Origin of the sequence: Arthrobacter sp. JUb115 (genome assembly GCF_004365035.1) — a bacterium.
In the GTDB taxonomy this organism is placed as follows: Bacteria; Actinomycetota; Actinomycetes; order Actinomycetales; family Micrococcaceae; genus Glutamicibacter.
In genome coordinates this window covers 34,807-60,392 of the sequence record NZ_SOBS01000002.1, presented here as the reverse complement: position 1 = coordinate 60,392, position 25,586 = coordinate 34,807, and the positions used below count along the sequence as shown (strand labels likewise).

Here is a 25,586-nt window from a genome sequence, read left to right as displayed (position 1 = left end):
GCGACCATGAAATATCGTCAATCATTCCGCAACAAAACCCGAGGCGATGAGCCCACGACCGTTACAGATTTACGCGCCCTAGAAAGTGCAACATAGAGGTTTCTTGGATCACGCATTTGCGCAAGATCGGCGATAATGACGTGGTCATATTCAAGCCCTTTGACAAGCAAAGTCCGAGAAGCGATCCGTGAATGAGGCTGACGCCCCTGCCGACGAAGACGTTCACGCACACGGCCCAAATTATCGATAACAGGGCTCTCATCCATGACCGTCAGAGCAATCGACTCGAGGGTATCTTTCCAGACCTCCCATCTGTAGATCTTGAGAGGCGTTTGCGCACGTACAGTCTGAGCCGCTTCAGCAAGTTGTTCATAAGTTGGATTCTGGCGCAGGAGCTCAAGCGCATCAACAACTGGCTGAACACCTGCACGTGCCAACCCGTGAAGGCTCTGGTTACGATCAAGCCTTCTCAAAATAGGCTGATTGATGTCCGCTAAACCGATGACACAAGCTTTGGCAAATTGCGCAAACCAGCGAGCTAGGGTTGGGTCGCCCTGACTCGGCAATCCAAGGATTCCTTTACTATCATCGCCATTAATTTGTGTGCGCATGAAGTTCCCACTTATATCCTCCATGACGGAGTAACTCCCGCCGAGACGACTGGCATGCCCTGCAACCGAGTTCGGCCACTTATCCAGCAGGACCACAGTTTCGCCATAGTTGGTAAATGAAAAGGCAACGGACGCGATGCTCGTTGGACTGTTATCAACAACAACAGATACGCCCGGGACATTGTGTTCGGCAAAGTCGAAGGCCTGGCCGGCCACGAGCATCGGCCGGATTCCAAGTAGCCAGGCACCAAGATGCTCGTTGTGGCCTTTCCAGCGGTGCGGCTTGTGACTGATTTCAAACGCAGGAAACTCCTTGCTGACATGGACAGCCCAGTCCACAAGTTCCCCAGCAAATCCAAAGATCGCTTGGAGGCGATCGCCAAGTACAACCGTTCTTGGAACTGCGCCAGCAATCGCCCGGACAAAAGCATGATGTAAAAGTGTGCAGTCTTGATACTCGTCAACGAAGACGAAATCGAAGCTAACAGCATGAACTTCTTGAACTGCGATAGCCCCAGCGACCCGAGTAGCACCCTCCACGTAACGATCTGATTCGATCCAATTTGGGATATCAGAAACCGAAAGACCCGCAAGATGCGGGTAAGCCCCTACTAGCGAGAATGCCCAGCTCGTTATCGTATCAACCCTCGCCATACGGCTTGATACACCAAACTTTTGCAGCCTCTTGCGAATCGCATCGACGCCGGCATTAGTGTGAGTGAGCACCAGCGATCGTTGCCCATTTTCCGCAGCGATTGCTACTGCAGCGGCCAGAAGATGCGTCTTTCCAGCACCTGCCGGCATCTCGACGGACGCGGGCGCCGCTGCCAGCAGTCTACGACCGGTATCACTGAGCTCGCTATCCATCCGAGGGCACACCTCTACTTTGCTCGGTTACAACAGTCGTTGGCACTGGAGGTTCGGGGTAGATGAACGCATGAATTTCAGTCAGTCGCTCCATTGTTGCTGCGAGTGTTTTCGACTTCCTGTGACGCATAAGCCACCGGCCAAGCGCCTTGCCACCGTCAACCTCTTTAAACCATTTGCGTTTGTCGGCAGCTGCGACAACCCGCTTGCGGGCATCCGCTAGCGACGTCCCGGCGTCAATCCATTCCTGGACGTCGAGAGAGGATAGGGATGATTTCGGGTCGACGACGTTTAGATCTTGAAGCACTGTGTCCTCAGCATTACGACGCTCCACTGCAACTTTCAGTAATGACGTCAGCCCTTTGGCTTCGAGACCAGCACAGATCTGTGCCTCCGAATTGAAACCCTCATCCCACCGAATAATCTCAACTCCTGCTGCGCTTGCCGCTTCGGCTGCGGCATCGACGCTCCTATCATCATTATCGAGGAAGCCTGCGACCTTGAACCCGAGCTCTGCCATAGCGGAAGCGCGGAGTGGAACTTCACTGCCCCCTTGCCCATCTTGGAGGGCGACACCTTCACCTGCCGATGTAGAAAGACCCTCCTCAGTTCGCTCTTCGTCCCATGCATCAACGCATGCCAGTAGTAAGCCATACTCCGTCGCGCCTTCTACAACAACGACACGACGAGAGAGAAATGATGATGGTCGAGATCGCCGCAACCTCATGAGGCGCTTATCGCTTCCGCCAAGATTCGTGACCGTCACAACCCCATCGCGTGTTTGAACTGTGGCCAGGTTTTCCAGCTGAGCTTGTTCTACAACGATTGGCGAATGGGTAGTCACGATAACCTGCGAATAGTCTTCCTCGTCAAGAAGATATTTCAGAAGACGAACAGCCCGGTGGGGCTCCAATCCGCCCTCAATTTCGTCTACTACAGCCACGGCGCGACTTCCAGACGCAAGCTGCTGAACGGCGAAACTCGCAAGACGACGGCTCCCTAGTCCATAGCTTGTAAGAGGTACAAGGTCTTCATATAGGGCCAGGCCCGCACCCATCGCAGATCGTGACGTATCTAAACCAGGCTTAATGCCAGTGAACCGGCCGCCGCCAATCTTGTTCGCGCGAACCTGCACCTTCAGGGCGATTTCGGCAAGCGACGAACTCTCGTGATCCGCTAGTGCAGTACGAGCGGCACGCGACGCCGCGGCGAGAGCGTCGCGATCACCTCCCTCACGCGCTGAAAGCCGACCCAAGGCCGAAGTGCGACTCCACCGAAGCTGTGTATCGTTTCGGTCGTCAACCTTGAAAGTCGAAAAGTGAGCGCGCTGCGAAGAACTCAGCATTTGAGATGAGCCGTCAGCTCGCTCAACAGTCCACTTAGGTTCTAGGCTTTCGTCGACGGTAAGCCGGACAAGTAGTGCCGGTGTGCAGGAATCCTCCGGGTCATGGTGAAGTTCGCCCTCCGAATCCAGACCACTGAGCCAAAGACCAAATGCATTGTCCTTGCGGAGCGCCGCAGGAATGTCCACAATGACCGCTTTGATGGAGATGGGCCTGGTGACGTCCACGCCGTAAAAGTCTGTATCGGCGAAAGGAATACTCCAACGGTCACCAAGAAGATAGTGAATAGCATCCAAAATGGTGGACTTTCCACTGTCCCCGGGACCAACCAAGGCGACCAGCCTTTGATCTTCGGGCAACCACCATTTCAGTGACTTAATTCCGCGAAAATTTTCTATCTCAAGTAATCGAATGCGCACGAGCTACACCATACCTTCCCGTGCCGACATCCGCGGTGGAAACCGTGTTTCGTTAAGTAGGTTGTCAACAACAAAATTGTGCAAAAGGAATGCTGGAAGCACTGCACTTTGCCACGACGGTGCGCCGACATTGCCCGTTCGGTCTCTGGAGTGAGAACGAGGCAACTCATTCACACTGGATGTCGAGACCGTGATTCCATTCTTCGAAATTGCATTTCTCATATTATCCATTAATTATGGTGGTTTTACATCAATTGTAAAGATTTACTCATTTTTAGGTCGATTTCACCTTTTCCCGCGCTAGCTAAAAGGGCCCTATCCAGCAGCCTCGAATTGCGGCGTAATTCAGGGAAAAACCGACCAGAAAACGTATGTAATGGAGGTGATTCCTACAGGGCTAATGAGCAAATCTGACGCCATCAGCATCGTTGTGGCGCCGCGAGGCCTAGCAAATCCGCGCATCGAAATTCGCATGAAACAATAGGGCTCTTTCAACCCCAGACTATTCATCGAGTCACGCGCAGCTGCTCGCTATTTTCTACGAGTCTGACGTCTTTTCTCTTGCGGCGACGGTGAATCATCTCGGGCTATGATAACGCCTCGATTCCCTTCTAGGGCATTCTGAACAAGGGCTGTTACTTGCGCCGTCACATCTCCAGTAGATCCGATCCAGCCGTCCTTCAAGAGTCCGATAAAACTCGTGTTGGATAGCCAGCGACCGGCGTTATGCCACCCAATTCCTTTGCCGTCTCTCGGACCGAGTATCTTAGGCGAAACAAGGAGCTCTTCGAAGAAGCCTAACGGAAAGTACATCCCCTGCGTCAGCTTTCCGCCATCAGGGCGCTCTACGTCATCTTCACACAGCTTTACGTAAAATGGCTCCGGTGAGAGTCTCCATGCGTCGGTCCCTTGAGTCGACTGACTTGAAGGTACTTGACGCATTCGTTCAATCTCTAGGTCGAGTTGAGTATCAGGTCTATATAACCATTCCTGGCGGCCAGCTTGGTTGGATTCCTGCTTCATGCGCTTGTACTGAACTAGCACATACCCCGGGTTTTCGTGTCGGAAGTAGACGAGGTCAATACCCACAACCCGCTCCAACAGTTCTTTGTCAGCGTAGGCTACGGTAACCATGTAAACGTTCGTGAGTACTTTGAGGGACGTGAGGTGCGATCTGTTGCCATCGATGAAGTCAGAGGCCCTCTCATCACCCAAACCTTTGAGCTCTTCGCCACCGGCAACTACACCTTCGCCGATTTGTCCGAAGCCATGGAGGACCGCGGCCTCAGCACCAAACCCACGGCGCGGAGACCCTCCAAAGCCATCGCTCCAACGTACTTCTCCAGGATTCTTCGTGACCGCTACTACATCGGCGTCATCACGCTCGACGGAGCCGAATATTCAGGCCGCCACGAACCGCTCATATCCGGGGAGCTCTTTGACAAAGTACAACGGGTTCTGGATACCCGGGGCGTTTCAGGCGAACGGCGCCGAGTCCACCAGCACTACCTCAAGGGCACGCTCTACTGCGATAACTGCCACCGGAGAGGCATCGTCCATCGAATGGTTATCCACCGCGCCGTTGGCAGAAACGGTTCCGAATATTTCTACTTCTTCTGTGCCGGGCGGACGGTCAAGGATTGCAGCTCGGGATACATCAGCACGGCACGGCTCGAAGATGCCATGTTCGGCGAATACCGCAAATTGACATTCACCGAAGACTTCGTCCAACTCGCCAAGCGGCGCATCCGTGAGGCCCTCGACGAGAAGGAAACCGCCAATCGTCTCCTCCGCCAGCAACTCACAGCAACACTGCAAGAATGCGACTCCAAAGAGGAGAACCTGCTGGATCTCGCCGCTGACGGGCTTCTCGCCAAAGACAAGATCCGAACCCGACTGACCGCCATTGAGCGTCAGCGTGACCGTGTCCGAGGACAGCTAACCAACATCGAGGCAGACCTTGACGCGGGAGCACGCTATCTGGAGTTCTATCTCGACATGCTCGCCGCTCCTGAGACGCTGTATCGGGCTGCCAACGACCAGGAGCGCCGCCAGCTCAATCAGGCCATCTTCGTCAAGGTCTTGGTTGAGGATGGCGAAGTCACAGGAACATTGCTCGAAGAGCCCGTTGCCACCCTCGTAGCGGCCCACGTCGGCTACCTCGCACTGAAAGGTGGCGCTACCCGCGAGGATGCGCTCCGAGGCGCGCAGGCCCATTACAACACGCACAGGGATACACAAAAGGGAACCACCAAAATTGGTGGTTCCCTTTTGTGTATCCCTTGAGACCGTATTCGATGGCATCAACTCTGTCGATGTTTCGAATAAGGTCACTATGGTGGAGGTAAGGGTGTGTAGATTCACGACATATTAGACACATGAGTCGGGACATCCTAGACACTCGCATCTTGACCGATGAGTCGCGTCATCCTTGACACTATTACATGTCTAGAAACCACGTCATCGTCCACCAGATCCGCGACGCCGGCATGAGCGTCACCGAAGCCTCCCGCCACTACAAGATCTCTCGCCAACGCATCTACCAGCTACTACGCGCCTACGACCACGGCGGCGATGCCGCGCTGGAACCTGCCAGCAAAAAACCACACACCAACCCGCGCGCCACCAGCCCCGAACTCACAGCACGCATCCTCGAATTACGCCGCACGCTCACCGCCAACGGCCTCGACGCAGGCCCCATGACCATCCAATACCACCTAGGCAAAGAGCACTTGCACGTGCCTTCCACGGCCACCATCCGCAGAATCCTTCACGCCCACGGCCTGATCACCCCAGAACCGAAAAAACGCCCGAAGAGCAGCCTGCACCGATTCCAATCCGAGCAACCCAACGAAACCTGGCAATCGGACTTCACCGAAGCGAGACTAGCCAACGGGCACACCGTCGAAATCCTGCACTGGCTCGATGACCACTCGCGATACCTACTGCACTGCTCCGTGCACGAAGAGATCACCACACAAATCGTCATCGACAGTTTCACCTGGTGCATCAACCACTACGGCCCACCGCAAAGCACCCTGACCGATAATGGACTGGTTTACACAACACGGCTGCTCAAAGGCCTGAACAAGTTCGAAAAACTACTGATCGCCCTAGGGATACGCCAGAAAAACGGGAAACCTTATCACCCGCAAACTCAAGGAAAGATCGAGCGTTTCCACCACACAGAACACCTCTGGGTCAACGCGCGACCACGCGCTGAATCGATCACCGAACTGCAAGAGATCCTGGATGAGTTCCAGAAGGTTTACAACAATGAACGTCCACACCGTGCACTGAATCGGGAAACACCGAGCCAGTGGTACCACCGAACACTCAAGGCCCGGCCCAACCTCAAGAACGTCACGCGGGACCGCGAGTTCCGCATCCGACATGACCGGATCGACAAGGATGGAAAAGTAACCCTGAGACACGAGGGAAAACTACGTCACTTAGGGGTGCGGAAAATACACCGTAGAAAGAAAGTCGTGATGCTCATCGACACTGAAGAAGTCGGTGATGGACGTAGAAACTTCAGAGGTGCTTAGTCGCCACTCCATCGACCCCGGCAAATCCTATTGGCCCGATAAACAGAAATCCCCCGGCCGGTGGCCGGGGGAAACTGATAATAATTTGTAAAGCATGTCGCAACTCATCTGTAAACGATGTCTCGACTCTTCACAATTGTGGAGGTAAGGGGATTCGAACCCCTGACCTTCTGCATGCCATGCAGACGCGCTACCAACTGCGCCATACCCCCAAAAGGATTGCTGCCCTGATCAGGCAACTCCATAATCATAGATGACTACCTGATCAGGATGCAAATTGAGGGTTACTTCTGGTTTTCAGAAAGTTCCTCAGGCAGCTCGATGACTGGGCAGTCGGCCCACAGGCGTTCGAGCGCGTAGAAGATGCGGTCTTCCTGGTGCTGAACGTGGACGACTACGTCGCCGTAGTCCAGCAGGACCCAGCGGCCCTGGCCGAAGCCTTCACGGCGAATCGGACGCATGCTGTACTCGTCGAGCACCTCAGCGACGATTTCATCGACGATTGCGTTCACCTGAGGTTCTGATCCACCAGAGACAATCAAGAAAGCGTCGGTGACGCCCAAGCGGTCGGCAACGTCCAGCGCGACCATGTTTTCTGCCATCTTCTCGGAAGCCGCGTGCGCGGCAACTTTCACGAGGGCAATTGATTCTGCGTGTGCTCCCATAGAGTGGAGTGTCTCCTTATAGAGGTGTAGATCGAGAACCTAATTGTCCTACGAAAACTAGTTGCCAAGCAACATGATCAAGCCAGCAATCAATGCTGCACCGCCCACGCTGAGGGCGACGATCATCGCGATCAGCATGTTATTGGCGCGGCGGAGGCCGTGCGCCTGCACGTCAAGTGGCTGCAAGCCCTGTGCATTGACCGCATCGATGCGTGGCATGTCAACGTCCGGGGCCGGTTGGGCCGTATGGGTTTCAGCCTTCTGATCCGCCGGCGCCTTTGGCGCAGGCTTAGCGGCTGGTTTTGCAACTGGCTTGGCTGCAGGCTTGGCCGGTGCCTTGGCCGCAGGCTTGGCGGGGGCCTTCGCTGCGGGTTTGGGCGCCGGCTTGGCCATAGGCTTCTTGGCTGCTGGTGCCGCTTCGTCCTTCTTGGAGCTGAGCTTGCCGCCGGCGTTGAAGTCCAGCGAAACACTCTGGGTCTTGGGCCCTTGCACGCCGGTTTTGGCGATGCGGTCCTCGACCTCGCGAATGTTGCCCATGGCGCCGGTGAAAGGATCGGAGGCCTTGTCGTCCTTGCCCTGGTTGGCATTCTGGATGCGCAGGCGTTCACGTTCCGCGGCACGGCGGGAAATGATGGCCGCGCGGGCTGCCATTTCACGCTGGTGGGCGAGCACTTCGAGATCGATCTCGGAGTCGTCCTCCCCCAGCAGGTTTGGATCGACCGGGGTCTTCGGCGCGTGGGCACGGCGGGCGGCTAGCGCCTGCTCGACGCTCATGACCATAGTCTCCGGGGCGTCTTCCTTGGGCGCAGGCTTCTTGGCGGCCGGGGCCTTCGGCTCGGCCTTGCCCTGGTCTGCCAGCGCCTGGAGGCGCAGTTGACGGCGGGTCAGCGGCTTAGGTTCCTCCGCGGGGGCGACCGTTGGAATATTAGTGGTCAGCGCGCCGACCTCTTCTTCCAGTCGACGACGCTCGCGCAAGGCCTCGCGGTCACGGGCACGGCGCAACGACGCCCGTTCACCCAGGGACTCTTCGGACTGTGGTGCGCTAGCTGGCTCAGCTGCAGGCTTTGCGCTGGGAGCCTTGGCTGGGGCTCCAGCCGGCTTGGCCGCTTCTGGCTTGGCACCTGCGGCCTTGGCGGCTGGCTTGGCCGGCTGTGGCTTGGCTGGAGCTGGTTTTGCCGGCTCTGGCTTGGGTGCAGGCTTGGCCGGCTGCGGCTTGACTGGAGCTGGTTTTGCTGGCTCTGCCTTGGGTGCCGGCTTGGCCTTTGGGGTCGCGTCAGATTTCGCTGGCTTCGCCGAATCCTCGGCCTTTTCCGCGTTTTTCGACGCGTGCTCCTTGGCTGCCTGCTCGGCCTTGCTGTTGGCCAGCAAAGCTTCCATCTCAGCACGTCGTTTTTCGCGCAGAGCTCGCCTGCTTGAAACCGGCTGCGAGTTATCGCTCATCCTGATACTTCTCCCGACCGCATAGACAAATACCGTCACCCTTACCTAGAGATTATGCCGTGCTACCCCACCTTATGTGAGGTTACGACTCGGTATACAGCCCATATTTTGCAATGTACTGCACCACACCGTCCGGCACAAGATACCAAACCGGCTTGTCGGCGGCGACACGCTCCCGGCAATCGGTAGAGGAAATTGCCAGTGCCGGAATTTCCAATTGCGAGACATTGTCGCGACCCACATCCGCGATGACATAGCCAGGGCGGCTCACGCCAACGAAGTGGGCGAGGTCGAAGACCTGGTCGATGTCGCGCCAGCTCATGATCTGGCTCATCGCGTCGGCACCGGTAATGAAGAAGAGCTCCGCATCCGGGCGCAAGGCGCGCAGATCGAGCAAGGTGTCACGCGTGTAGGTGGCGCCTTCGCGGTCGACGTCGACCCGGCTTACGGTGAAGCGCGGGTTCGACGCGGTGGCGATCACGGTCATCAGGTAGCGGTGCTCAGCGCTGGTGACCTGGCGATCGGCCTTCTGCCAAGGCTGGCCGGTGGGCACGAAAACGACCTCATCCAGGCCGTACTCGGCGGCTACCTCGCTGGCAGCGACCAAGTGGCCATTGTGGATGGGGTCAAAAGTACCGCCCATCACGCCGAGGCGCAATGGGCGGTCTTGAGGCTTTTGCTCTGCCAAGACTAGTGGCTATGTGGTACGTGAGTCTTGAACTGGCGGTGGGTGTCCTCTGGTTCAGGCTTTGCCTCGTGGCGGTTGCCTACGTTGGTGTAGGAAACGGTAATCAGCAGCAGGACCATCAGTGCTGCGAAGATGCCACCACCGACGATCACAGCGAAAGTGTGAGGATCCATGCCGGTGGAAGCGGCTTCCGAAGCCAAAATCAGCGCGTTCAAGATAATTCTCCAGTCGTTTTCACGAGTTCGCTAAGCCAGCAACCTGGGCGGCTGGATCAGTAGCTCGAAAAGTAACGGTACGTTTCTTCTACATCGTACCGAAAAGGGCGGTCAGAAACTATTTGCGAATGTGCCCGTCGCCCTGGACGATCCACTTGGTCGTGGTCAGTTCGGCCAGGCCCATCGGGCCGCGAGCGTGCATCTTCTGGGTTGAGATGCCCACTTCTGCGCCCAGGCCCAGCTGCCCGCCGTCGGTGAACCGGGTCGAGGCGTTGACAATCACCGCAGCCGAGTCGATCTCCGCCACGAACTGCTCGGAAGCAGCCAGCGTGGAGGTGATGATCGCCTCGGTATGGCCGGTGGAGTAGGCGCGGATGTGCTCCAGGGCCTGGTCCATGCCATCGACGACCTTCACCGCGATATCCAGGTCCAGGTACTCGTTGCGCCAGTCATCCTCCCCCGCCGGGATGGTCGGCAGCTGCGGAACCAGCGCGGCGGCTCGGTCGTCCGTGTGCAATCTCACGCCGGCTGCGGCCAGGGCCTGCAGCACTGCCGGGGCCACAGCGGCATCCTTGTGGACCAGCAGGGTCTCCACGGTGTTGCAGACGCTGGGGCGGTGGGTTTTCGCGTTGAGCAGGATATCGACGGCCATTTCCTCGTCGGCGCTCGCGTCGAGGAAGATGTGCACATTGCCTTCGCCGGTTTCGATTACCGGGACCTTGGCGGTGGTGACCACGCGCTGGATCAGCTCGCGGCCGCCACGCGGGATGAGCACGTCGATCTTTCCGCGCGCGCCCATCATGGCGTCGGCACCGGCGCGGCCGAATTCGTCGACCGAGATCACGATGTCGCGGGGCAGGGAGACGGACTCCAGCGCGTCGCGGATCACCGCGACCAGCGCCTGGTTGGAGTTCAGCGCCGCCGAACCGCCACGCAGCAGCACCGAGTTGCCGCTCTTGAGCGCCAGGCCAGCGATGTCCACGGTGACGTTCGGACGCGCTTCGTAGATGGTGCCGATGACGCCCAGCGGGACGTTGACCTGGCGCATGCGCAGGCCGTTGGGCAGGGTTTCCCCGCGCACCACGCGACCGACCGGGTCGGGCAGGCCAGCGAGTTCATGCAGCGCGGAAATCAAGCCGTCGATGCGCTTGCCATCGAGCTTCAACCGGTCCAGCAGGGCCTCGGAGGTGCCATTGGCGCGGCCGGCAGCCAGGTCCTTCTCGTTGGCGCGCAGGATCATCGCACGATTCTGGTCGATGCGCGAAGCCATGGCCGCGAGGGCGCGGTCCTTCCAGTCGCGGTTGGCGCGCTTGAGGATCCGTGCGGCGCGGCGTGCACGGTCGGCCAGCTGGTGGACCGAGGTGGTGACGTCGGTGGTCGTTTCTTCGGTGTTTACGGCATCCATACTCATGCTCCTCATTCTAGAAAATGGGTTCGATCAAAGCTAGGTCGTCAACATGCACTACTGATCTGTCGTAACCTTCGCCCAGCTCTTCAACCAGATCCGTGGTGTTGTGTCCGAGCATCTCGGGCAGTTCATGGGAGCTGAAGTTCACCAGCCCGCGAGCAAATGGGGTTCCTTCCGCGTCGCAGATCTCTACGGCGTCGCCAGCCTCGAATTCCCCGCGGACGGCGGTAATGCCGGCTGCCAGCAGCGAGTTGGTTCCCTTTTCGATGGCCTTGACTGCGCCGGCATCCAGGATCAGCTTGCCTTCGATGGAAGCCAGATAGGCCAGCCAGACGTCGCGGGCCGAACGGCGGGAGTTGCGGGCGGCGAACCAGGTGCCTACATCCTGTCCGCGCAGCGCCTTGGCGGCATTGTCGGTGCTGGTCACCAAGGTGGGAATGCCCGCCGAGGAGCTCAGGGTCGCGGCATCGACCTTGGTGATCATGCCGCCGGTGCCGACTCCGGCTGCACCCGGGGTGCCCAGGTCCACCGCTTCGAGCTCGTCAGGGTGCTCGATGGTGGTGATGCGGCTGCCGCCGTCATCAGGGTGCGCGTCGTAGACCGAGTCCACGTCGGAGAAGAGCAACAGCGCATCGGCCTTGACCAGGTGGGCCACCAGCGAGGCGAGGCGGTCGTTGTCGCCGAAGCGGATTTCGCGGGTGGCGACCGCGTCATTTTCGTTCACGATGGGCAGCACGCCCAGGTTCAGCAAGCGAACCAGGGAACGCAGCGCGTTGGTGTAGGAAGAGCGGCGCATCAGGTCGTCGGCGGTGAGCAGCACCTGGCCTACGCGCTGGTCGTACTCATCGAAAAGCTGGGTGTACTGCGCCAGCAGCAGACCCTGGCCTACGGCCGCCGCGGCCTGCTGGGTGGCAAGGTCCTTGGGACGCTTGGCCAACCCGAGCGGGGCCAGACCGGCGGCAATGGCACCTGAGGATACAAGAATGACCTCGGTACCGTTGTTGACAGTTTCAGCGAGAGTGTCCACCAGGAACTTCAACCGCTCGTGGGATATCCCGCCGCTGACCGTGGTCAGCGAGCTGGATCCAACTTTGACTACTAAGCGCTTGGCTTGAGGCAGTTGGTGGGGCGAGGTAATGGCTGAAATTGTTTTGGTGGCACTTTCACTCATACTTTAATTTTCCTCCTGGGTTGCCTTTGGTTCCGCAGTCTTTCGTCCGTACTTGGAGTCAACCGATTCGGTCCAGACGCCGGCCTTGCGTTCGGCTTCCAGCTCGGCGCGAGCCGATGCCTTGGCCGCCCGGCGCTCTTCGTGCTCGGCACGCTTTTCCTCGCGGGTCTTGCGATCGCCGCGATCCTCGAGGCGGATGTCCTCGCCGCGTCGGCTGCCGCCGAGCAGTTCGGCGCCAGCTGCCATAGTTGGCTCCCAATCGAAGACCACTGCGTTGTCCTCGGCGCCGATGATTACCGCGTCCCCTGGCTTGGCACCGGCCTTGAACAGCTGGTTTTCGACGCCCAGCTTGGCCAGGCGGTCAGCCAGGTAGCCGACAGCTTCATCGTTGCGGAAATCGGTCTGCATAATCCAGCGTTCCGGCTTTTCACCGATAACTCGCCACATTGGCTCAAAGTTCTGCTCCTCGCGGCGGATGGTGAACTCGGCACGCTTGGTGGTACGTGGACGAATCACAGGCACCTCGACTATTGGGGCTTCAACAACCTGTTCAGCGCGTGCCTGCTCTACCAATTCAGCCATAGCGAAGGACAGATCACGCAATCCGTTACGCGAGAGCGCGGAGATCTCGAAGACGCGGTAACCGCGTTTTTCCAACTCAGGGCGCACGAATTCAGCCATGTCGGCACCGTCTGGCATGTCAACCTTATTAAGTGCGATCAGCTTCGGGCGCTCGATCAGCGGCACGATGGTGCCGTCGGTACCGGCGAAGGTGGAGTCGGCTTCGTAGTTAGCCAGCTCTGCTTCGATGATGTCCAGGTCGCTGATTGGGTCGCGGTCCGCTTCCAGCGAGGCGCAGTCCAGCACGTGCACGATGGCGGCACAGCGCTCAACGTGGCGCAGGAACTCGTGGCCCAGCCCCTTGCCTTCGGAGGCTCCAGGGATCAGGCCAGGCACGTCGGCGACAGTGAAGCGGGTTTCGCCTGCTTCGACGACACCCAGGTTAGGCACCAGGGTGGTGAACGGGTAGTCGGCGATCTTCGGGCGTGCCGCGGACACGGCGGCGATCAGCGAGGATTTGCCGGCCGATGGGTAGCCCACCAGCGCGATATCCGCCATGGACTTCAGTTCCAGGACAATATCCTGGCCGGTTCCGGGAATGCCCAGCAACGCGAAGCCCGGGGCCTTGCGCTTGTCCGAGGCGATGGACGCATTGCCCAGGCCGCCCATGCCGCCTATTGCGGCGATGTATTCATCGCCCGGCTTGACCAGGTCGCCGAGGATGTCGCCGTCCTTGGTCTTGATGACGGTGCCGGCAGGTACGCCCAGGACCAGGTCCTCGCCGCTCTTGCCCGGGTGCAGACCGCCCTTGCCCGGCTCGCCGTTGCCGGCCTTGCGGTGCGGCAGGTGGTGGAAGTCCAGCAGCGTGGTGACCTGGGGGTCGACGCGCAGGATGATGTCTCCGCCCTTGCCGCCGTTACCGCCGTCGGGACCGCCAAGCGGCTTGAACTTCTCACGCTTGATGGACACACAACCGTGGCCACCATTACCTGCGGTGACATGAAGGGTTACGCGATCAACGAATGCAGCCACGGGGCCATCTTCTCCTAGTACGGGGTTGCGAGGGTTACTCGCTTAAAAGTCTAACTATGCACGCAAGGGGCGGACCGAAATCGGCCCACCCCTTGTGTACTAAAAAATTTGCCTGTTGCCTGAATTAGGCAGCAGCCACAATGTTCACCACGCGGCGACCACGACGGGTGCCGAACTCGACTGCGCCAGCAGCCAATGCGAACAGGGTGTCATCCTTGCCACGGCCTACGCCGGCGCCTGGGTGGAAGTGGGTGCCACGCTGGCGAACGATGATTTCGCCTGCCTTGACTTCCTGTCCACCATAGCGCTTTACGCCTAGGTACTGTGCGTTGGAATCGCGACCGTTGCGAGTGGAACTCGCACCTTTCTTATGTGCCATGCCTTTTAGCCTCTTTCGCTACAAAAATGGATTCTACGATTGCCTGAATTAGGCGATCGAGGTGACCTTGACCTTGGTCAGAGCGGCACGGAAGCCCTGGCGCTTCTTGTAACCGGTCTTGTTCTTGTACTTCTGGATTACGATCTTCTCGCCGCGAAGGTTTTCTACAACCTCAGCGGTGACCGTGACCTTAGCCAGATCGGCAGCTGCGGAAGTTACCTTCTCACCATCTACCAACAGCAAAGCTGGAAGCTCGATGGAGCTGCCTGGGGCAGCCTGAAGACGGTCAACGGTGATGAGGTCTCCAACGGAAACCTTCTCCTGGTGGCCGCCTGCGCGGACAATTGCGTACACCACGTGGGTACTCACTTCTACTCGACGTTTATTGTCTTACCGGCGCAGATATCGACCCGAACACCCACAAAGTGGATGCGATCCCGGGGATCTCATGCGCTTGTGCCTTGACGCCGAGCGGACCAAAAGTCCGTGATCTTGGCGTTTAGCACCGATCAACTAGATTACGCTAGTCCACACCGCTGGAGCAAATACAAACTGCCCCAGCGAGGGAAGCGTGATCAAGTTCATCTATTTCAGTTCGCGTACTGGAACACCCACACCGAGCATTACCGGTTGCCCGGCAGGCTCAGCTGGCTTATCTTTCTGCGAACCGGAGGCATCCATCTGAACTACCGAACCGGTAGCGGCGGATACCTCTGCCACGAGAACCTCTGCAGTCGCATCGCCCTGGACCGAGGTGGCCCGACGACTGCGACGCTTTGGCTTCGTGGAATTCTGTGGGGCTGCCGCGGTGGCGGCAACTGGGACGGAAGCCGCGGGGCTGCTGGACTCAGCTGGCGCGCTGGCAGCAGGCATGGCCAGGCCGGTGAGCACCGGCTGGTCCTGCTGTGCCGCTTCCTGCGGACGCGAAGCACGGCGTGAGCGCTTGCGCGGCTGGTCCTCGGACGTCGAGGCGGCAACAGGTTCAGGAGCAGCCTGCTGTTCCTGGTTGGCCTGAGCTTCCTCGTTGCCCGAAGCGTTTTCCTCGGACTGGTTGCGTCCGCGTCCACGGGAGCGTGAACGGCGGCGCGGCTTGCGGCTGCCGTCCTGCTCGTCGCTGGACTCATCCTGGCCCGGCAACGCTGCTTCCAGCGCTTCCAGGGTAACCGAGGCCTCGGTGCCCTGCGCAGACGCCGCGGACTTGGCCACAGGAATCTGTTCGCCCTCGATGCTCACTGCGTTTTCAGCAGCGGCATCCAGGTGCGAAGCGGCGGCAATGCTGGCCAGGGCGTTGCGCGTGGCTTCGTCCTTCTCCCCTGCTGCCGGCTCCTGCTTCTCAACTGGCTTCTGCTCGTCCTTCTCGCCGCCACGACGGCGGCGGGAGTTGCGGCTTGGCTTGTCGTTGAACTTCTTGCTGTGCGCTTCGCCCTGCGAGTTGAAGGTCTTGCGCGATTCAACTGGCTCTTCGTGGGTGATGAAGCCAGCACCTGCACAGTGCTCGCACTCTTCACCGAAGACTTCGAGCAGGCCGGTGCCCATGCGCTTGCGCGTCATCTGGACCAGACCCAGCGAGGTCACTTCAGCAACCTGGTGCTTGGTCCGGTCGCGGCCCAGGCACTCCACCAGGCGGCGCAGCACCAGATCGCGGTTGGATTCCAGGACCATGTCGATGAAGTCGATGACGATGATGCCGCCGATGTCACGCAGGCGCAGCTGGCGGACCACTTCTTCGGCCGCTTCCAGGTTGTTCTTGGTCACGGTCTCTTCGAGGTTGCCGCCCGAACCGGTGAATTTACCGGTGTTCACGTCGATGACGGTCATCGCTTCGGTGCGGTCGATGACCAGCGAACCACCCGAAGGCAGGAAGACCTTGCGGTCCAGCGCCTTGGCGATCTGCTCGTCCACACGGAAGTTGGCGAAGATGTCCTCTTCGGCTTCCCACTTCTCCAGGCGGCCCATCAGATCCGGTGCCACGTACATGACGTAGGCCTCGATGGTGTCCCAGGCGTGGTCACCGGAGACGATCAGCTTGGTGAAGTCCTCGTTGAAGACGTCGCGGACCACCTTGATGGTCAGATCGGGTTCCGAGTACAGCAGTTCCGGAGCCAGGGTCTTGGTGGAGTTGGCCTGCTCTTCGATGCCTTCCCACTGCGCACGCAGCCGGTTGATATCGTTGGTCAGTTCTTCCTCGGAAGCGCCTTCGGCGGCGGTGCGCACGATGACGCCCGCGTTTTCCGGCAGGTGGTCCTTCAGGATCTTCTTCAGGCGCTGGCGTTCGACATCAGGGAGCTTGCGCGAGATGCCGGTCATCGAACCACCTGGCACGTAGACCAGGTAGCGGCCAGGCAGGGAGATCTGGCTGGTCAGCCGGGCGCCCTTGTGGCCTACCGGGTCCTTGGTGACCTGCACCAGGACCGAGTCGCCAGCCTTCAGGGCGTTCTCAATGCGGCGCGGCGCGCCTTCGAGAGCGGCTACGTCCCAGTTCACTTCGCCTGCGTACAGCACGGCGTTGCGGCCGCGGCCGATATCCACGAAAGCAGCTTCCATGGATGGCAGCACATTCTGCACCTTGCCGACGTACACGTTGCCGATCAGCGAATCCTGCTGGGTCTTGGAGACGAAGTGCTCTGCAAGCACTCCATCTTCCAGTACGCCGATCTGGATGCGGTCCTCGCGCTGGCGCACGATCATCTTGCGCTCGACGGATTCGCGGCGGGCCAGGAACTCGGCCTCGGTGATCACCTGGCGGCGGCGACCGGTTTCGCGTGATTCGCGGCGGCGCTGGCGCTTGGCTTCCAATCGGGTGGAACCGCGCACCGAAGCGACCTTGTCGTTGACCGAGCTGTGGCTTTCGATGCTGCCACGCGGGGCGCGCACACGGGTAACGGTGTTCGGCGGATCATCCTGCGAGCCGCCCTCAAGTTCCAGATCCACTTCCCCGCGGCGACGGCGGCGGCGGCGGCGCGAAGTCACGTCGTCGGCATCGGCGTCTGCCTCGGGATCTGCGGCAGCTGCGCGGCGAGCAGGTTCCTGCTTCTTCGCAACAGCCTGGGCCAGAACAGCCTGAGCTGTTTCCGGCACGGCGAAAGGATTCAAGATCATGGTGCTGCCGTGTTCGGCCAGCAGCATGCCGGTCTGGTCAACGTCGTTCGCTTCCTCAACCGGTGCAACTTCCTGCTCGGCCGGGGCAGCGATTTCAGCGCTCTGCTCCTGGTCGTCTTCCTGCTTGTCCTGGACGTCTTCCTGCTTGGCCGCGGCGACCTCTACGGCCTCGTCATTCGCGGTATTGCGCACTGCCTGCGCCCGGCGTTCGGCCTGTCGGCTGGCCCGCTTGGTGGAATCAGGGGTGGAAATCTGGGTGCGGCGGGTGGCCCGCCAGCGGTATGGGCTTTCCTCGACGCCGGCAGCGGCATTGAGTTCGGCCAAGGTCATGGCGCGACGCAGTGGTCGCGCGGGTGTGGTTGAAACACTGGTACGGCGGGCTCGTGTTGAACGGTTGCCCCGCTTATTACCTTGCGTTCCGCCCTTTCGTTGATTTGCTGCGCTCATTTAAATTCGCGTACTCCTACTATGTCCCGCTCGGGCATCCTCCACAGACGGCGCCGTTGCTGAAACTACAATCATCACGTGTCGCTTGGCCTACTTATCTTCCAGTAGTCCGGACACAAAAGCTCGCTATTTTCCGCGGGTTCGACGCTGGTCCAAATTTCTGAACCAGGCGCAAATCCTGCGGATCAACGTGGCCTAAGAAAACCGGCTGCTTTCCTTTGCAGCCCTACGATCCGCGGTATTCCCCCGGGAGGCGCACATATTGGGCACTCAACCGAAGCGATGCATCGCCTGTCGATCTGTTGTTTCAAAAGTCTGTCGTCGGGTTGAAAGCAGACTGTGGATCCGCGAACAACCATTCCCATTCTCTCATATTTCGTTCACGCCTTGTTCATTGCTTCTCACCAGATGCACAGAAATGCTTCCTAGGATGAAAAAGGCCTTGGCGGAATAACCCGCTTTCCTATGAACTTATGGAATAGTCAAAACATGGTTTCATCACAAGAAAATAGCCACGGCTCGGGCGTGTTGCCCTGGTGGGCTAAGGAACGCGGCTTCGGGCTGTTCATCATCGTTACGGGATTGATCTCTTGGCTCGCCGCCGGAATCCTGGTCCTGGAACGCTTGGAGTTGTACAAGAACCCCGACTACATCACCAGTTGCGACGTCAATCCCTGGATCTCCTGTGGCACCGTGATGAAATCCGAGCAGGCAGGAATCTTCGGATTCCCCAATCCCTTCTTCGGGATCGTTTGCTTCGCTGTTGTTATCGCCATCGGCTTCGCCCTGCTGGCCGGCGCAACAAACCTGAAGCGCTGGTTCTGGCTGTGCTTCCAGCTGGGCATCACCGCCGCTATGGGCTTGGTGATCTGGTTCTGGTCCCAGGCCCTGTATGAAATCAATGCCCTGTGCCCTTACTGCATGGTCGTGTGGGCCATGACGATTCCCTTGTTCGTGTTCACAACCGCACGCAATGTGCTTACCGGCGTGATTCCTGCTGGCGCCGGCGTGAAGAAGTTCTTCGCCGAGTGGAGCTGGATCATTACTGCCGTCATCTGGGCGCTCGTTGCCGCATCGGTCGTCCTGCGTTTCCCGCTCGCCTTCTTCGGCTAGAGCCCGGCTTCCATGCCCACCTGCGGGGCCGCTACTTCGGTAGCGGCCCCGCAGTGCTGTTCCTGGCGCTCCCCCACCCCGCCGCCAACCAGGTCGGCCGGCCTTGTGCCACTGCTTGTTGCACCCCGGCGCGCCACCGGCGCCAAGACATCCCGCTTCGGCCTTCGATCCGCGTCAAAACGTCCATCGGCAAGGCCGGAAAGGGTTCGCCGTCAACGATCTTCCGGATACTGTCCAGCTAGACCCGGTAGATTAGAAGCATGGCAAGTGACATATGGAACACAGAAAATGCCCAGGACTACGGAATCAACCTGCTGATTTCCGAACACCTTCGGCTCCGTGAACTACAAGAGGAAGATCTTGCGTTCCTCACCCAATGGTGGAATAGCCCAGAATTCATGGCCCTGCAGGGCAACCTGGTACTTCCCCACCCGATCACCGAAGCCGCAGAACTCTTCAAGTCGCGCAGCGTCAACCGTGGCACTACCGACGGCGTGGGACTTTCCATCACGCTTCCCGACGACACGCTGATCGGGCACACCGCTTTGTACGACTACAACGCGCCGGCCCGTTCCGCCGAATTGATGATCATGATCGGTGGTTCAAATGTGGGCCAAGGCTATGGCACCATGGCCACCAAGATGATCATCGACTACGGCTTCCGCGAGATGGGCTTGAACCGCATCGGCTTGAACGCCTGGGCGTACAACGAGCGCGCACTGCGCACCTTCAACCGCGCAGGATTCCGCGAAGAGGGCCGAGTGCGCCAGGCTGGATTCCACGATGGGTCGTTCCACGACAAGATCATCATGGGCCTGCTGGCCAAGGAGTACTTCAACGCCAGGTAGTCCGCACAGGCAGAGAACGAGACCTCAACAGAGCTGGGGCCGCGCAATGCGCGGCCCCAGCTCTGCTGCGTCAGTTCACTTCTGGACCAGACCCGCATAATCGGTCTGATAGCCCGTTACAGGCTGGTGAGGGATTTCTTCCCAGCGTTCTGGATCTTCTTGCTGGACTTCGCCCGATGCCATTCCGAGCAGCAATTCCTTGAGCGCAAGAACATTTTGGCGAATCAACTTGCCGCGGGACTTCTGCCCGAGGCTTCCGTCACTGCTATTTCCACTGGTTTCAAAGAAGACCACCGGGTTCCGATGCCCGTCGGCATTGAGCCCCCGGTAGTTCAAGCCCAGCATCATTGCAGAGACGACGCCGCCCTTGATGTCGATTTCCATTCCGTCGCCCACCTGGTAGCGGTCGATGTTGAACGCGCCGTACTTCGACAGCTCGTCATACACATGCACTTGCATCTGGCGAGTAAGCACGTCATAAGCGCCATTCTCGATTCCAGGCAGGGTCGGGCCACCTGGCGCGAGGGAGATACCGAGCGACAAAGTCACGTCATCGCCTGTACCCCACTCCTTCTTCAGGCCCTGGTGATGCACATCGACGCCGAACGCGGGATCCACCATTGTCCAGTACTCGTAATACGCCAGCGATTCGTTGGCAACGAAGCCCTCCAGCGTCCAATCGCGGTTCAGGTCGACTCTTTGCTGGTTGCCCTTGGCATCAAGCTGCGGAGCATTCGTTTCCTGATCCCACAAAATTGTCTGCCGAACATTCTCCTCCGAACCGTCGGGGTTGTACATCGGGATGAAGTGGAAGGTGTACTTGTCACGGAGCAGGTCGTAGTCTGCCGATCCGTTGGCGCCAAGCTCCTTGAGCAGCGTCAGGAGCGAGTCGGTTCCATAGGGCTCATTGCCGTGGATGCGCCCCTGCAGCCAAACGTCCTCAGGGCCGTGCCCCGCAGTTGCCACATACAGATCCCTGCCCTGTTCTGACTCGCTGACCTGCGTTCCTGCCTCTTGGAGCGTGAACGCATCAACGTCGAACCGGGAATTGGATTCGATCTTCTGCAATTCCTTGACTGTGTCTTCGTAGCTGAGAATGCTCGAAATATTTGTTTCTCCGTTAGGCGACGGGAAATTGGCATCGGCGTTGGCCGGCGCCGCTAACCCCAACGGCGCAACGACGGCGAAGACCGCCGCACCCAGCGCGATGGATCGCTTGGACAATGATGATTTCCTGGGATCTGGCAAAGCTTTGCTCCTTGTACCCTGCGAGTGCTCGAATGGCCCGTGGTGTATTCCGATTGACTAATCCAAATGGCACCAGCCACACCTCACCTTATGTGACCTGCCACACGATGACAATGGACCGGCGCATACCGCGACATTGCACTTCAAGAACGGATTTGCGAAAAGCCGGGCATCATTGCAGCCACCGTCGCCGCAGAGCCATTCCCGCCGCAGGAATGCCGGGGAAATCAGGCCGCGGGTGCACGAATCAAAGCCTTCGGGCACGAAAACGGGTTAGTGGCCAGTGCGAACGCCAAAAAATCAGCATTTCGGTGTTGCCTTGGGACCTTGTCAAGTCGTTAGCCTATTGTTAGAGCTATCAGAACCAGCTACAAGGAGCGACTATGGCTTTTTTCCGTAAGGTCAGGCCCGCCGCGTTGTTGAAAAAGCAACCTCAGGACGACAAGCCGACACCTGCCGAGCACCACCGTGTTCCGGCCAGGGACGCCAAACCAGATTTCACGGTCACCAGCCTGTGGACCGACTTGCTAGGACGCCTAGGCATTCGAAGCGCCCAGCTGCTGGTAGTTGGCGCGCTGGCAACATTCCTCATCATCGGCATGCTCCGCTTGACCATGATCGTGATCCCGACGTTGCTGGCAGTCATCATTTCCTGTGCGTTGTGGCCCCTGGTGGTCAAGCTGCGCAAGTTTGTTTCCCCGATGCTGGCAGCATGGATCGTTTTCCTCGGATCCCTATTGGTCCTCGGAGGCATCGGCACCGGCCTGGTCTTCTCGGTCATCAAGGAATGGCCAAAGCTCGTTGACCAAGCTGTTGAAGGTTTCAACCAGCTCAATGACATGGTTCAGGGCTTCATCGGCACGATGCCTTTCAGCGTCGACCAGAGCCAGATCGATAATGTTGTCGAAACGGTAACCGGCTTCTTGACCAGTTCCCAATTCGGCACCGGCGCTTTGAACACGCTGAGCGCAGCAGGCAGCTTCGTGACCGGCTTGGTCCTGTTGCTGGTAATCCTGTTCTTCTTCCTGAAGGACGGCGACAAGATCTGGGCCTTTGCCGTGTCATGGACTCCACGCCACTACCGCAACAAGTGGATTCTTTCCGGCGACCGCGCGCTGCGCACCTTCGGCGGCTACATCCGCGGTACTGCCACCGTGGCCGCAGTGGATGCTTTGGGCATCACCGCGACGCTGCTGATCGTGCAGGTTCCACTGGCCATCCCGCTAGGCGTCATCGTCTTCCTCGGCTCCTTCGTGCCGATGGTAGGTGCGACCGTTGCCGGCATCCTGGCCACGCTGATTGCATTGGTTACCAACGGACCTGTGGTGGCGCTGATCGTGCTGGCTGCGGTGATCCTGGTGAACCAGCTGGAGGGCAACTTCCTGCAGCCGGTCGTCATGGCCAACGCCCTGAGCCTGCATGCACTGGTCGTGCTGATGGCACTGACCGCAGGCACCGTCCTGGCAGGCATCGTTGGCGCCGTCCTGGCGGTGCCACTGGTGGCCGCTTCATGGGCGGTGATCAAGGTGTGGACCGGGCGCGACAAATCCGATGCGGTGGCTGAGGCCAGCGAGGACATCAAGTCTGAAGTCGAGATCAGCGAAGAGCAAGCGGCTTTAGACAAACTCGAAGCGAAGGAACAGCACCAGGAATCCCTCAAGGATTCCGAGTAGCTGTTGCGGCTGGGGCGCTCCTGCACGTCAGGGGCGCCCTTCCTTTTGCCACTTAAATGCTCTTGATCGAATTATTTCCAATTAATTCTCAAAGAGTTCATGCCCTCATCCAGCCCCGGCTTCCCGGGGTTTTCGCGCTGGGGACAAGACCGGTGGACCCGATCCCGCGTTGCCGTGGATGTGGTTTGTGTGTTTAATGTGACTGAAGTGATGGAAGTGGAGCGACGCGGGATGCGCAATCGCCTTGAGAAGTTTTGCTGCATGTCTTCGTTTTCCCCAACAGGGAAAACCCGCGCCACGCTTCGCCCGCAATCAATGCGCTAACGCGCACTGAAGACTGGGAGGTATCCACGTGCTGGAATTCAGCAATGACGGAGCAGATAAGTATCTTTCGCACATAGTCGGCCCTATCACCGACCACCACCAGGTGGTCAGGATCGGCGCTGCAGAGCAGCTGCCGATGGACTCGACCGCACAGGCGCTCGGAAGTTCGGTGCAGCAGGCAGCTAGCCCGCAAGGAGCTATGCTCGCCCAGGACAGTTTGGATGACTGGTTCTAGGACCCGCTTCCAGGCATGAAAAATCCCGGCAGTTTCCAACTGCCGGGATTTTCGCGTTTCGATCTACTTGCCGAACCAGATGCCGATCTCGCGCTCGGCGGACTCGACGGAGTCCGAACCGTGGACCAGGTTCTGCTGGACCTTCAGGCCCCAGTCGCGGCCGAAGTCGCCACGGATGGTGCCTGGAGCCGCGGTGGTCGGGTCGGTGGTGCCAGCCAGCGAACGGAAGCCGGGGATAACGCCCTGGCCTTCAGCCACGATCGCCACAACTGGACCGGAGAGCATGAACTCAACCAGCGGTTCGTAGAATGGCTTGCCTTCGTGCTCTGCATAGTGCTCGGCGAGCAGCTCGCGAGTAGCTTCCAGCTGCTGCAGCTTGGCAATGGTGTAGCCCTTGGCTTCAATGCGGGCAAGGATCTGTCCGGTCAGACCGCGCTTGACGCCATCTGGCTTGACCAGGATCAGGGTACGTTCAGTCATGTGACTACCTCTTCGTATCGTTGATGTACTTCTTAGGTTCTCAGGCTTGCTCGGGGTTCGCTTTTTCCCAGGCTTCTTGGGCGGCGGCGCGGCGCTTGTTCACTGCGTCGATTTCGCTGCCCTTGTTCAGCGCATACCACCAGCACAGGGCGAAGGCCGCTGCGAGGTAGAACATGTCCGGCAGGATGAAGCCGCACAGGAAGAACACTACCTGCAGGATCCAGCCGATGATGTAGCCGATCTTCTTGCCCAGCAGGGCGCAGTTGAAGATGCACAGCAGCGCCACGGCAGCGCCGAGGCTGAGCACGACCACCGGTTCTCCGCCACGCTTGAGCCCGAAGGCCGCCAGGGTGACGAACACCGCCAGCAGCGCCTCGCAGACCAGCACGGTTGATGCGAACATCATTTTCGTGGAGCGCTGCTTCTTCTTCATCCCAGGACGCCACTCGCGCTGGGCACGGGTGAGTTTAGCCATCAGGACTCGCCTCCCTTGAGCAACAGTGAAATCTCGCCCACCAGTGTAATCGAACCGGTCACCAGCACGCCGCCGGACAAGTCGTTGCCTGCCTCGGCGCGGCCCACGGACCACTCGATGGCATCTTCCAGGTCCTCGGTGACGTGGATGTCCTCTTCCGGCCAGCCAGCGTCGATCGCCATGGTGGACAGTTCACCGGCCGGGATGGCCCGCGGCGAGGACGACTGGGTGATGCAGATGTCCTCAACCATGTCACCGTACTGCTCGCGCATGGTGTAAAGCATTGCTTCGGCGTCCTTCTCCTGCAAGATGCCAACCATCAGCACCAGGCGGGTGAAGCCGAAGGATTCCTTGATCGCCTCTGCGGTGACGCGTATGCCATCCGGGTTGTGGCCGGCATCCACCAGGATGCTCGGTGCCGCGCGGACCAGTTCCAGGCGGCCCGGGCTGGTGGCGGCCGCGAAGCCGTCGCGGACCAGATCGGCATTCAGCTCGCGCTGGCCGCCGCCCAGGAAGGCCTCCACCGCAGCCAAGGCCACGGTGGCGTTCTGCGCCTGGTGGGCACCGAACAACGGCAGGAAGATCTCGTCGTAGCGCGCCGCTTGGCCCTGGATGGACAGCAGCTGCCCGCCCACGCCATGCTGGCGTTCCAGGAGCTTGAAGTCCAGGCTGTCGAAAGCTGCCGGCACCTCAAGCTCGCGGGCGCGAGCCAGCAGCACATCGGCGGCATCCACCGGCTGCACCGAAGAGACCAGGTAGCCGCCGGGCTTGAGGATGCCGACCTTTTCTTCGGCAATCTCGCCCGGGGTATCCCCCAGCAGATCGGTGTGGTCCAAGGAGATCGGGGTGATCACCGAAACGTCGGCATCTGCCACGTTGGTGGCGTCGGTGATGCCGCCCAGGCCGACTTCGAGCACCACGACATCCACCGGAACCTCGGCGAAAACCGCGAAGGCCAGGATGGTGACAGCTTCGAAGTAGGTCAGCTTGTTTTCGCCGCGCTCGACGAGCTCGGTGTCCACGATCTGAAGGAACGGGCTGATTTCATCCCACACGCGCACGAAGGTCCCGTCGTCTACCGGGGCACCGTCAATGGCGATGCGCTCGGTGACCGAGATCAGGTGCGGCGAGGAGTAGCGGCCGGTGCGCAAGTCGTGCGCCATCAAGAGCGACTCGATCATGCGTGCGGTCGAGGTCTTGCCGTTGGTGCCGGTGATGTGGATGACCGGGCAAGCCTTGTTCGGCTCGCCGAGGATCTCCATCGCGCGGAACATCGGATCCATGCGCGGTTCCATCT

The 25,586-nt window shown here is 59.4% G+C and carries 23 protein-coding genes and 1 tRNA gene; 6 read left to right on the top strand and 18 right to left on the bottom strand.

Annotated elements, in window-relative coordinates:
* Positions 1-17 precede the first annotated feature (17 nt).
* The 3 genes from EDF61_RS03465 to EDF61_RS03455 form a co-directional block, all read right to left on the bottom strand.
* Positions 18-1,478, bottom strand: a complete 1,461-nt coding sequence (locus EDF61_RS03465; RefSeq protein ID WP_133833273.1) for a UvrD-helicase domain-containing protein — start codon at positions 1,476-1,478, stop codon at positions 18-20.
* Entirely contained in the window at positions 1,471-3,240 is a 1,770-nt protein-coding gene (locus tag EDF61_RS03460) for an ATP-dependent nuclease (RefSeq protein WP_133833272.1), read from the bottom strand. Before EDF61_RS03460 ends, EDF61_RS03465 begins: the two co-directional genes overlap by 8 nt.
* 531 nt (positions 3,241-3,771) lie before the next feature.
* Entirely contained in the window at positions 3,772-4,263 is a 492-nt protein-coding gene (locus EDF61_RS03455) for a hypothetical protein (RefSeq protein ID WP_133833271.1), read from the bottom strand.
* A gap of 36 nt (positions 4,264-4,299) precedes the next feature.
* Here EDF61_RS03455 and EDF61_RS03450 point away from each other — a divergent pair, with 36 nt between their 5' ends.
* Positions 4,300-5,526 (top strand): recombinase family protein, encoded by a 1,227-nt coding sequence (locus EDF61_RS03450; RefSeq protein ID WP_133833270.1) that lies wholly within the window; start codon positions 4,300-4,302, stop codon positions 5,524-5,526.
* 158 nt (positions 5,527-5,684) lie between these two features.
* Positions 5,685-6,788 (top strand): IS481 family transposase, encoded by a 1,104-nt coding sequence (locus EDF61_RS03445; RefSeq protein ID WP_286172086.1) that lies wholly within the window; start codon positions 5,685-5,687, stop codon positions 6,786-6,788.
* Positions 6,789-6,927: 139 nt separating this feature from the next.
* Here EDF61_RS03445 and EDF61_RS03440 read toward each other — a convergent pair.
* From EDF61_RS03440 to EDF61_RS03385, 11 genes are all read right to left on the bottom strand, one after another.
* Positions 6,928-7,000: transfer RNA gene (locus EDF61_RS03440), tRNA-Ala, on the bottom strand.
* 72 nt (positions 7,001-7,072) lie between these two features.
* Complete coding sequence (gene rsfS / locus EDF61_RS03435) at positions 7,073-7,453, bottom strand: ribosome silencing factor (RefSeq protein ID WP_105658500.1); 381 nt, start codon at positions 7,451-7,453, stop codon at positions 7,073-7,075.
* Positions 7,454-7,510: 57 nt separating this feature from the next.
* A complete protein-coding gene (locus EDF61_RS18730; protein WP_166650691.1) occupies positions 7,511-8,893 on the bottom strand; it encodes a hypothetical protein in 1,383 nt (460 codons plus the stop codon).
* Positions 8,894-8,975: 82 nt separating this feature from the next.
* A complete protein-coding gene (gene nadD / locus EDF61_RS03420) occupies positions 8,976-9,581 on the bottom strand; it encodes a nicotinate-nucleotide adenylyltransferase (RefSeq protein WP_105658499.1) in 606 nt (201 codons plus the stop codon).
* Between the two features lie 2 nt (positions 9,582-9,583).
* A complete protein-coding gene (locus EDF61_RS03415; RefSeq protein WP_105658498.1) occupies positions 9,584-9,796 on the bottom strand; it encodes a hypothetical protein in 213 nt (70 codons plus the stop codon).
* Between the two features lie 118 nt (positions 9,797-9,914).
* Positions 9,915-11,201: a glutamate-5-semialdehyde dehydrogenase gene (locus EDF61_RS03410; protein ID WP_105658497.1), complete on the bottom strand. Its 1,287-nt coding sequence runs from the start codon at positions 11,199-11,201 to the stop codon at positions 9,915-9,917.
* A 16-nt stretch (positions 11,202-11,217) separates the two neighbouring features.
* Positions 11,218-12,375, bottom strand: coding sequence for a glutamate 5-kinase (gene proB / locus EDF61_RS03405; protein WP_105658496.1), 1,158 nt, complete (start codon positions 12,373-12,375; stop codon positions 11,218-11,220).
* 3 nt (positions 12,376-12,378) lie between these two features.
* Positions 12,379-13,968 carry a GTPase ObgE gene (gene obgE / locus EDF61_RS03400; protein WP_133833268.1) on the bottom strand — a complete coding sequence of 530 codons (1,590 nt, stop codon included), beginning with the start codon at positions 13,966-13,968 and terminating at the stop codon, positions 12,379-12,381.
* Positions 13,969-14,092: 124 nt separating this feature from the next.
* A complete protein-coding gene (rpmA, locus tag EDF61_RS03395; RefSeq protein WP_013349162.1) occupies positions 14,093-14,347 on the bottom strand; it encodes a 50S ribosomal protein L27 in 255 nt (84 codons plus the stop codon).
* 48 nt (positions 14,348-14,395) lie between these two features.
* Positions 14,396-14,704, bottom strand: coding sequence for a 50S ribosomal protein L21 (gene rplU, locus EDF61_RS03390; RefSeq protein WP_013349163.1), 309 nt, complete (start codon positions 14,702-14,704; stop codon positions 14,396-14,398).
* Between the two features lie 228 nt (positions 14,705-14,932).
* Positions 14,933-17,776, bottom strand: coding sequence for an Rne/Rng family ribonuclease (locus tag EDF61_RS03385; protein ID WP_133833498.1), 2,844 nt, complete (start codon positions 17,774-17,776; stop codon positions 14,933-14,935).
* Positions 17,777-18,382: 606 nt separating this feature from the next.
* Here EDF61_RS03385 and EDF61_RS03380 point away from each other — a divergent pair.
* Together EDF61_RS03380 and EDF61_RS03375 are read left to right on the top strand one after the other, a co-directional pair.
* Positions 18,383-19,006, top strand: a complete 624-nt coding sequence (locus EDF61_RS03380; RefSeq protein WP_105658493.1) for a vitamin K epoxide reductase family protein — start codon at positions 18,383-18,385, stop codon at positions 19,004-19,006.
* A gap of 260 nt (positions 19,007-19,266) precedes the next feature.
* Positions 19,267-19,854, top strand: coding sequence for a GNAT family N-acetyltransferase (locus EDF61_RS03375; RefSeq protein WP_133833267.1), 588 nt, complete (start codon positions 19,267-19,269; stop codon positions 19,852-19,854).
* Positions 19,855-19,929: 75 nt separating this feature from the next.
* Here EDF61_RS03375 and EDF61_RS03370 read toward each other — a convergent pair whose 3' ends face one another.
* On the bottom strand, positions 19,930-21,078 hold the full coding sequence (locus EDF61_RS03370; protein ID WP_133833266.1) for a M14 family zinc carboxypeptidase: 1,149 nt from the start codon (positions 21,076-21,078) through the stop codon (positions 19,930-19,932).
* Between the two features lie 407 nt (positions 21,079-21,485).
* Between EDF61_RS03370 and EDF61_RS03365 the strand changes: the two genes are divergently transcribed.
* Complete coding sequence (locus EDF61_RS03365; protein WP_133833265.1) at positions 21,486-22,775, top strand: AI-2E family transporter; 1,290 nt, start codon at positions 21,486-21,488, stop codon at positions 22,773-22,775.
* 352 nt (positions 22,776-23,127) lie between these two features.
* A complete protein-coding gene (locus EDF61_RS03360) occupies positions 23,128-23,334 on the top strand; it encodes a hypothetical protein (RefSeq protein WP_133833264.1) in 207 nt (68 codons plus the stop codon).
* A gap of 63 nt (positions 23,335-23,397) precedes the next feature.
* Here the strand turns inward: EDF61_RS03360 and ndk are convergent, their stop codons facing one another.
* From ndk to EDF61_RS03345, 3 genes are read right to left on the bottom strand one after another with little or no spacing between them, the layout of a single operon-like run.
* On the bottom strand, positions 23,398-23,814 hold the full coding sequence (ndk, locus tag EDF61_RS03355; RefSeq protein WP_133833263.1) for a nucleoside-diphosphate kinase: 417 nt from the start codon (positions 23,812-23,814) through the stop codon (positions 23,398-23,400).
* 40 nt (positions 23,815-23,854) lie between these two features.
* Positions 23,855-24,289, bottom strand: coding sequence for a DUF4233 domain-containing protein (locus EDF61_RS03350; RefSeq protein WP_133833262.1), 435 nt, complete (start codon positions 24,287-24,289; stop codon positions 23,855-23,857).
* The gene (locus EDF61_RS03345) at positions 24,289-25,584 is read right to left on the bottom strand and encodes a bifunctional folylpolyglutamate synthase/dihydrofolate synthase (protein ID WP_388022955.1); all 1,296 of its coding nucleotides are present in this window, start codon (positions 25,582-25,584) and stop codon (positions 24,289-24,291) included. Before EDF61_RS03345 ends, EDF61_RS03350 begins: the two co-directional genes overlap by 1 nt.
* Positions 25,585-25,586 lie beyond the last annotated feature (2 nt).

Bases quoted from the DNA above. Each gene is read 5' to 3' on its own strand.
- EDF61_RS03465 (WP_133833273.1), bottom strand. From the start codon at position 1,478: ATGGATAGCGAGCTCAGTGATACCGGTCGTAGACTGCTGGCAGCGGCG.
- EDF61_RS03455 (WP_133833271.1), bottom strand. From the start codon at position 4,263: ATGAAGCAGGAATCCAACCAAGCTGGCCGCCAGGAATGGTTATATAGA.
- EDF61_RS03445 (WP_286172086.1), top strand. From the start codon at position 5,685: ATGTCTAGAAACCACGTCATCGTCCACCAGATCCGCGACGCCGGCATG.
- rsfS (WP_105658500.1), bottom strand. From the start codon at position 7,453: ATGGGAGCACACGCAGAATCAATTGCCCTCGTGAAAGTTGCCGCGCAC.
- EDF61_RS18730 (WP_166650691.1), bottom strand. From the start codon at position 8,893: ATGAGCGATAACTCGCAGCCGGTTTCAAGCAGGCGAGCTCTGCGCGAA.
- EDF61_RS03410 (WP_105658497.1), bottom strand. From the start codon at position 11,201: ATGGATGCCGTAAACACCGAAGAAACGACCACCGACGTCACCACCTCG.
- proB (WP_105658496.1), bottom strand. From the start codon at position 12,375: ATGAGTGAAAGTGCCACCAAAACAATTTCAGCCATTACCTCGCCCCAC.
- rpmA (WP_013349162.1), bottom strand. From the start codon at position 14,347: ATGGCACATAAGAAAGGTGCGAGTTCCACTCGCAACGGTCGCGATTCC.
- EDF61_RS03385 (WP_133833498.1), bottom strand. From the start codon at position 17,776: ATGACCTTGGCCGAACTCAATGCCGCTGCCGGCGTCGAGGAAAGCCCA.
- EDF61_RS03380 (WP_105658493.1), top strand. From the start codon at position 18,383: ATGGTTTCATCACAAGAAAATAGCCACGGCTCGGGCGTGTTGCCCTGG.
- EDF61_RS03375 (WP_133833267.1), top strand. From the start codon at position 19,267: ATGGCAAGTGACATATGGAACACAGAAAATGCCCAGGACTACGGAATC.
- EDF61_RS03365 (WP_133833265.1), top strand. From the start codon at position 21,486: ATGGCTTTTTTCCGTAAGGTCAGGCCCGCCGCGTTGTTGAAAAAGCAA.
- ndk (WP_133833263.1), bottom strand. From the start codon at position 23,814: ATGACTGAACGTACCCTGATCCTGGTCAAGCCAGATGGCGTCAAGCGC.
- EDF61_RS03350 (WP_133833262.1), bottom strand. From the start codon at position 24,289: ATGGCTAAACTCACCCGTGCCCAGCGCGAGTGGCGTCCTGGGATGAAG.
- EDF61_RS03345 (WP_388022955.1), bottom strand. From the start codon at position 25,584: ATGGAACCGCGCATGGATCCGATGTTCCGCGCGATGGAGATCCTCGGC.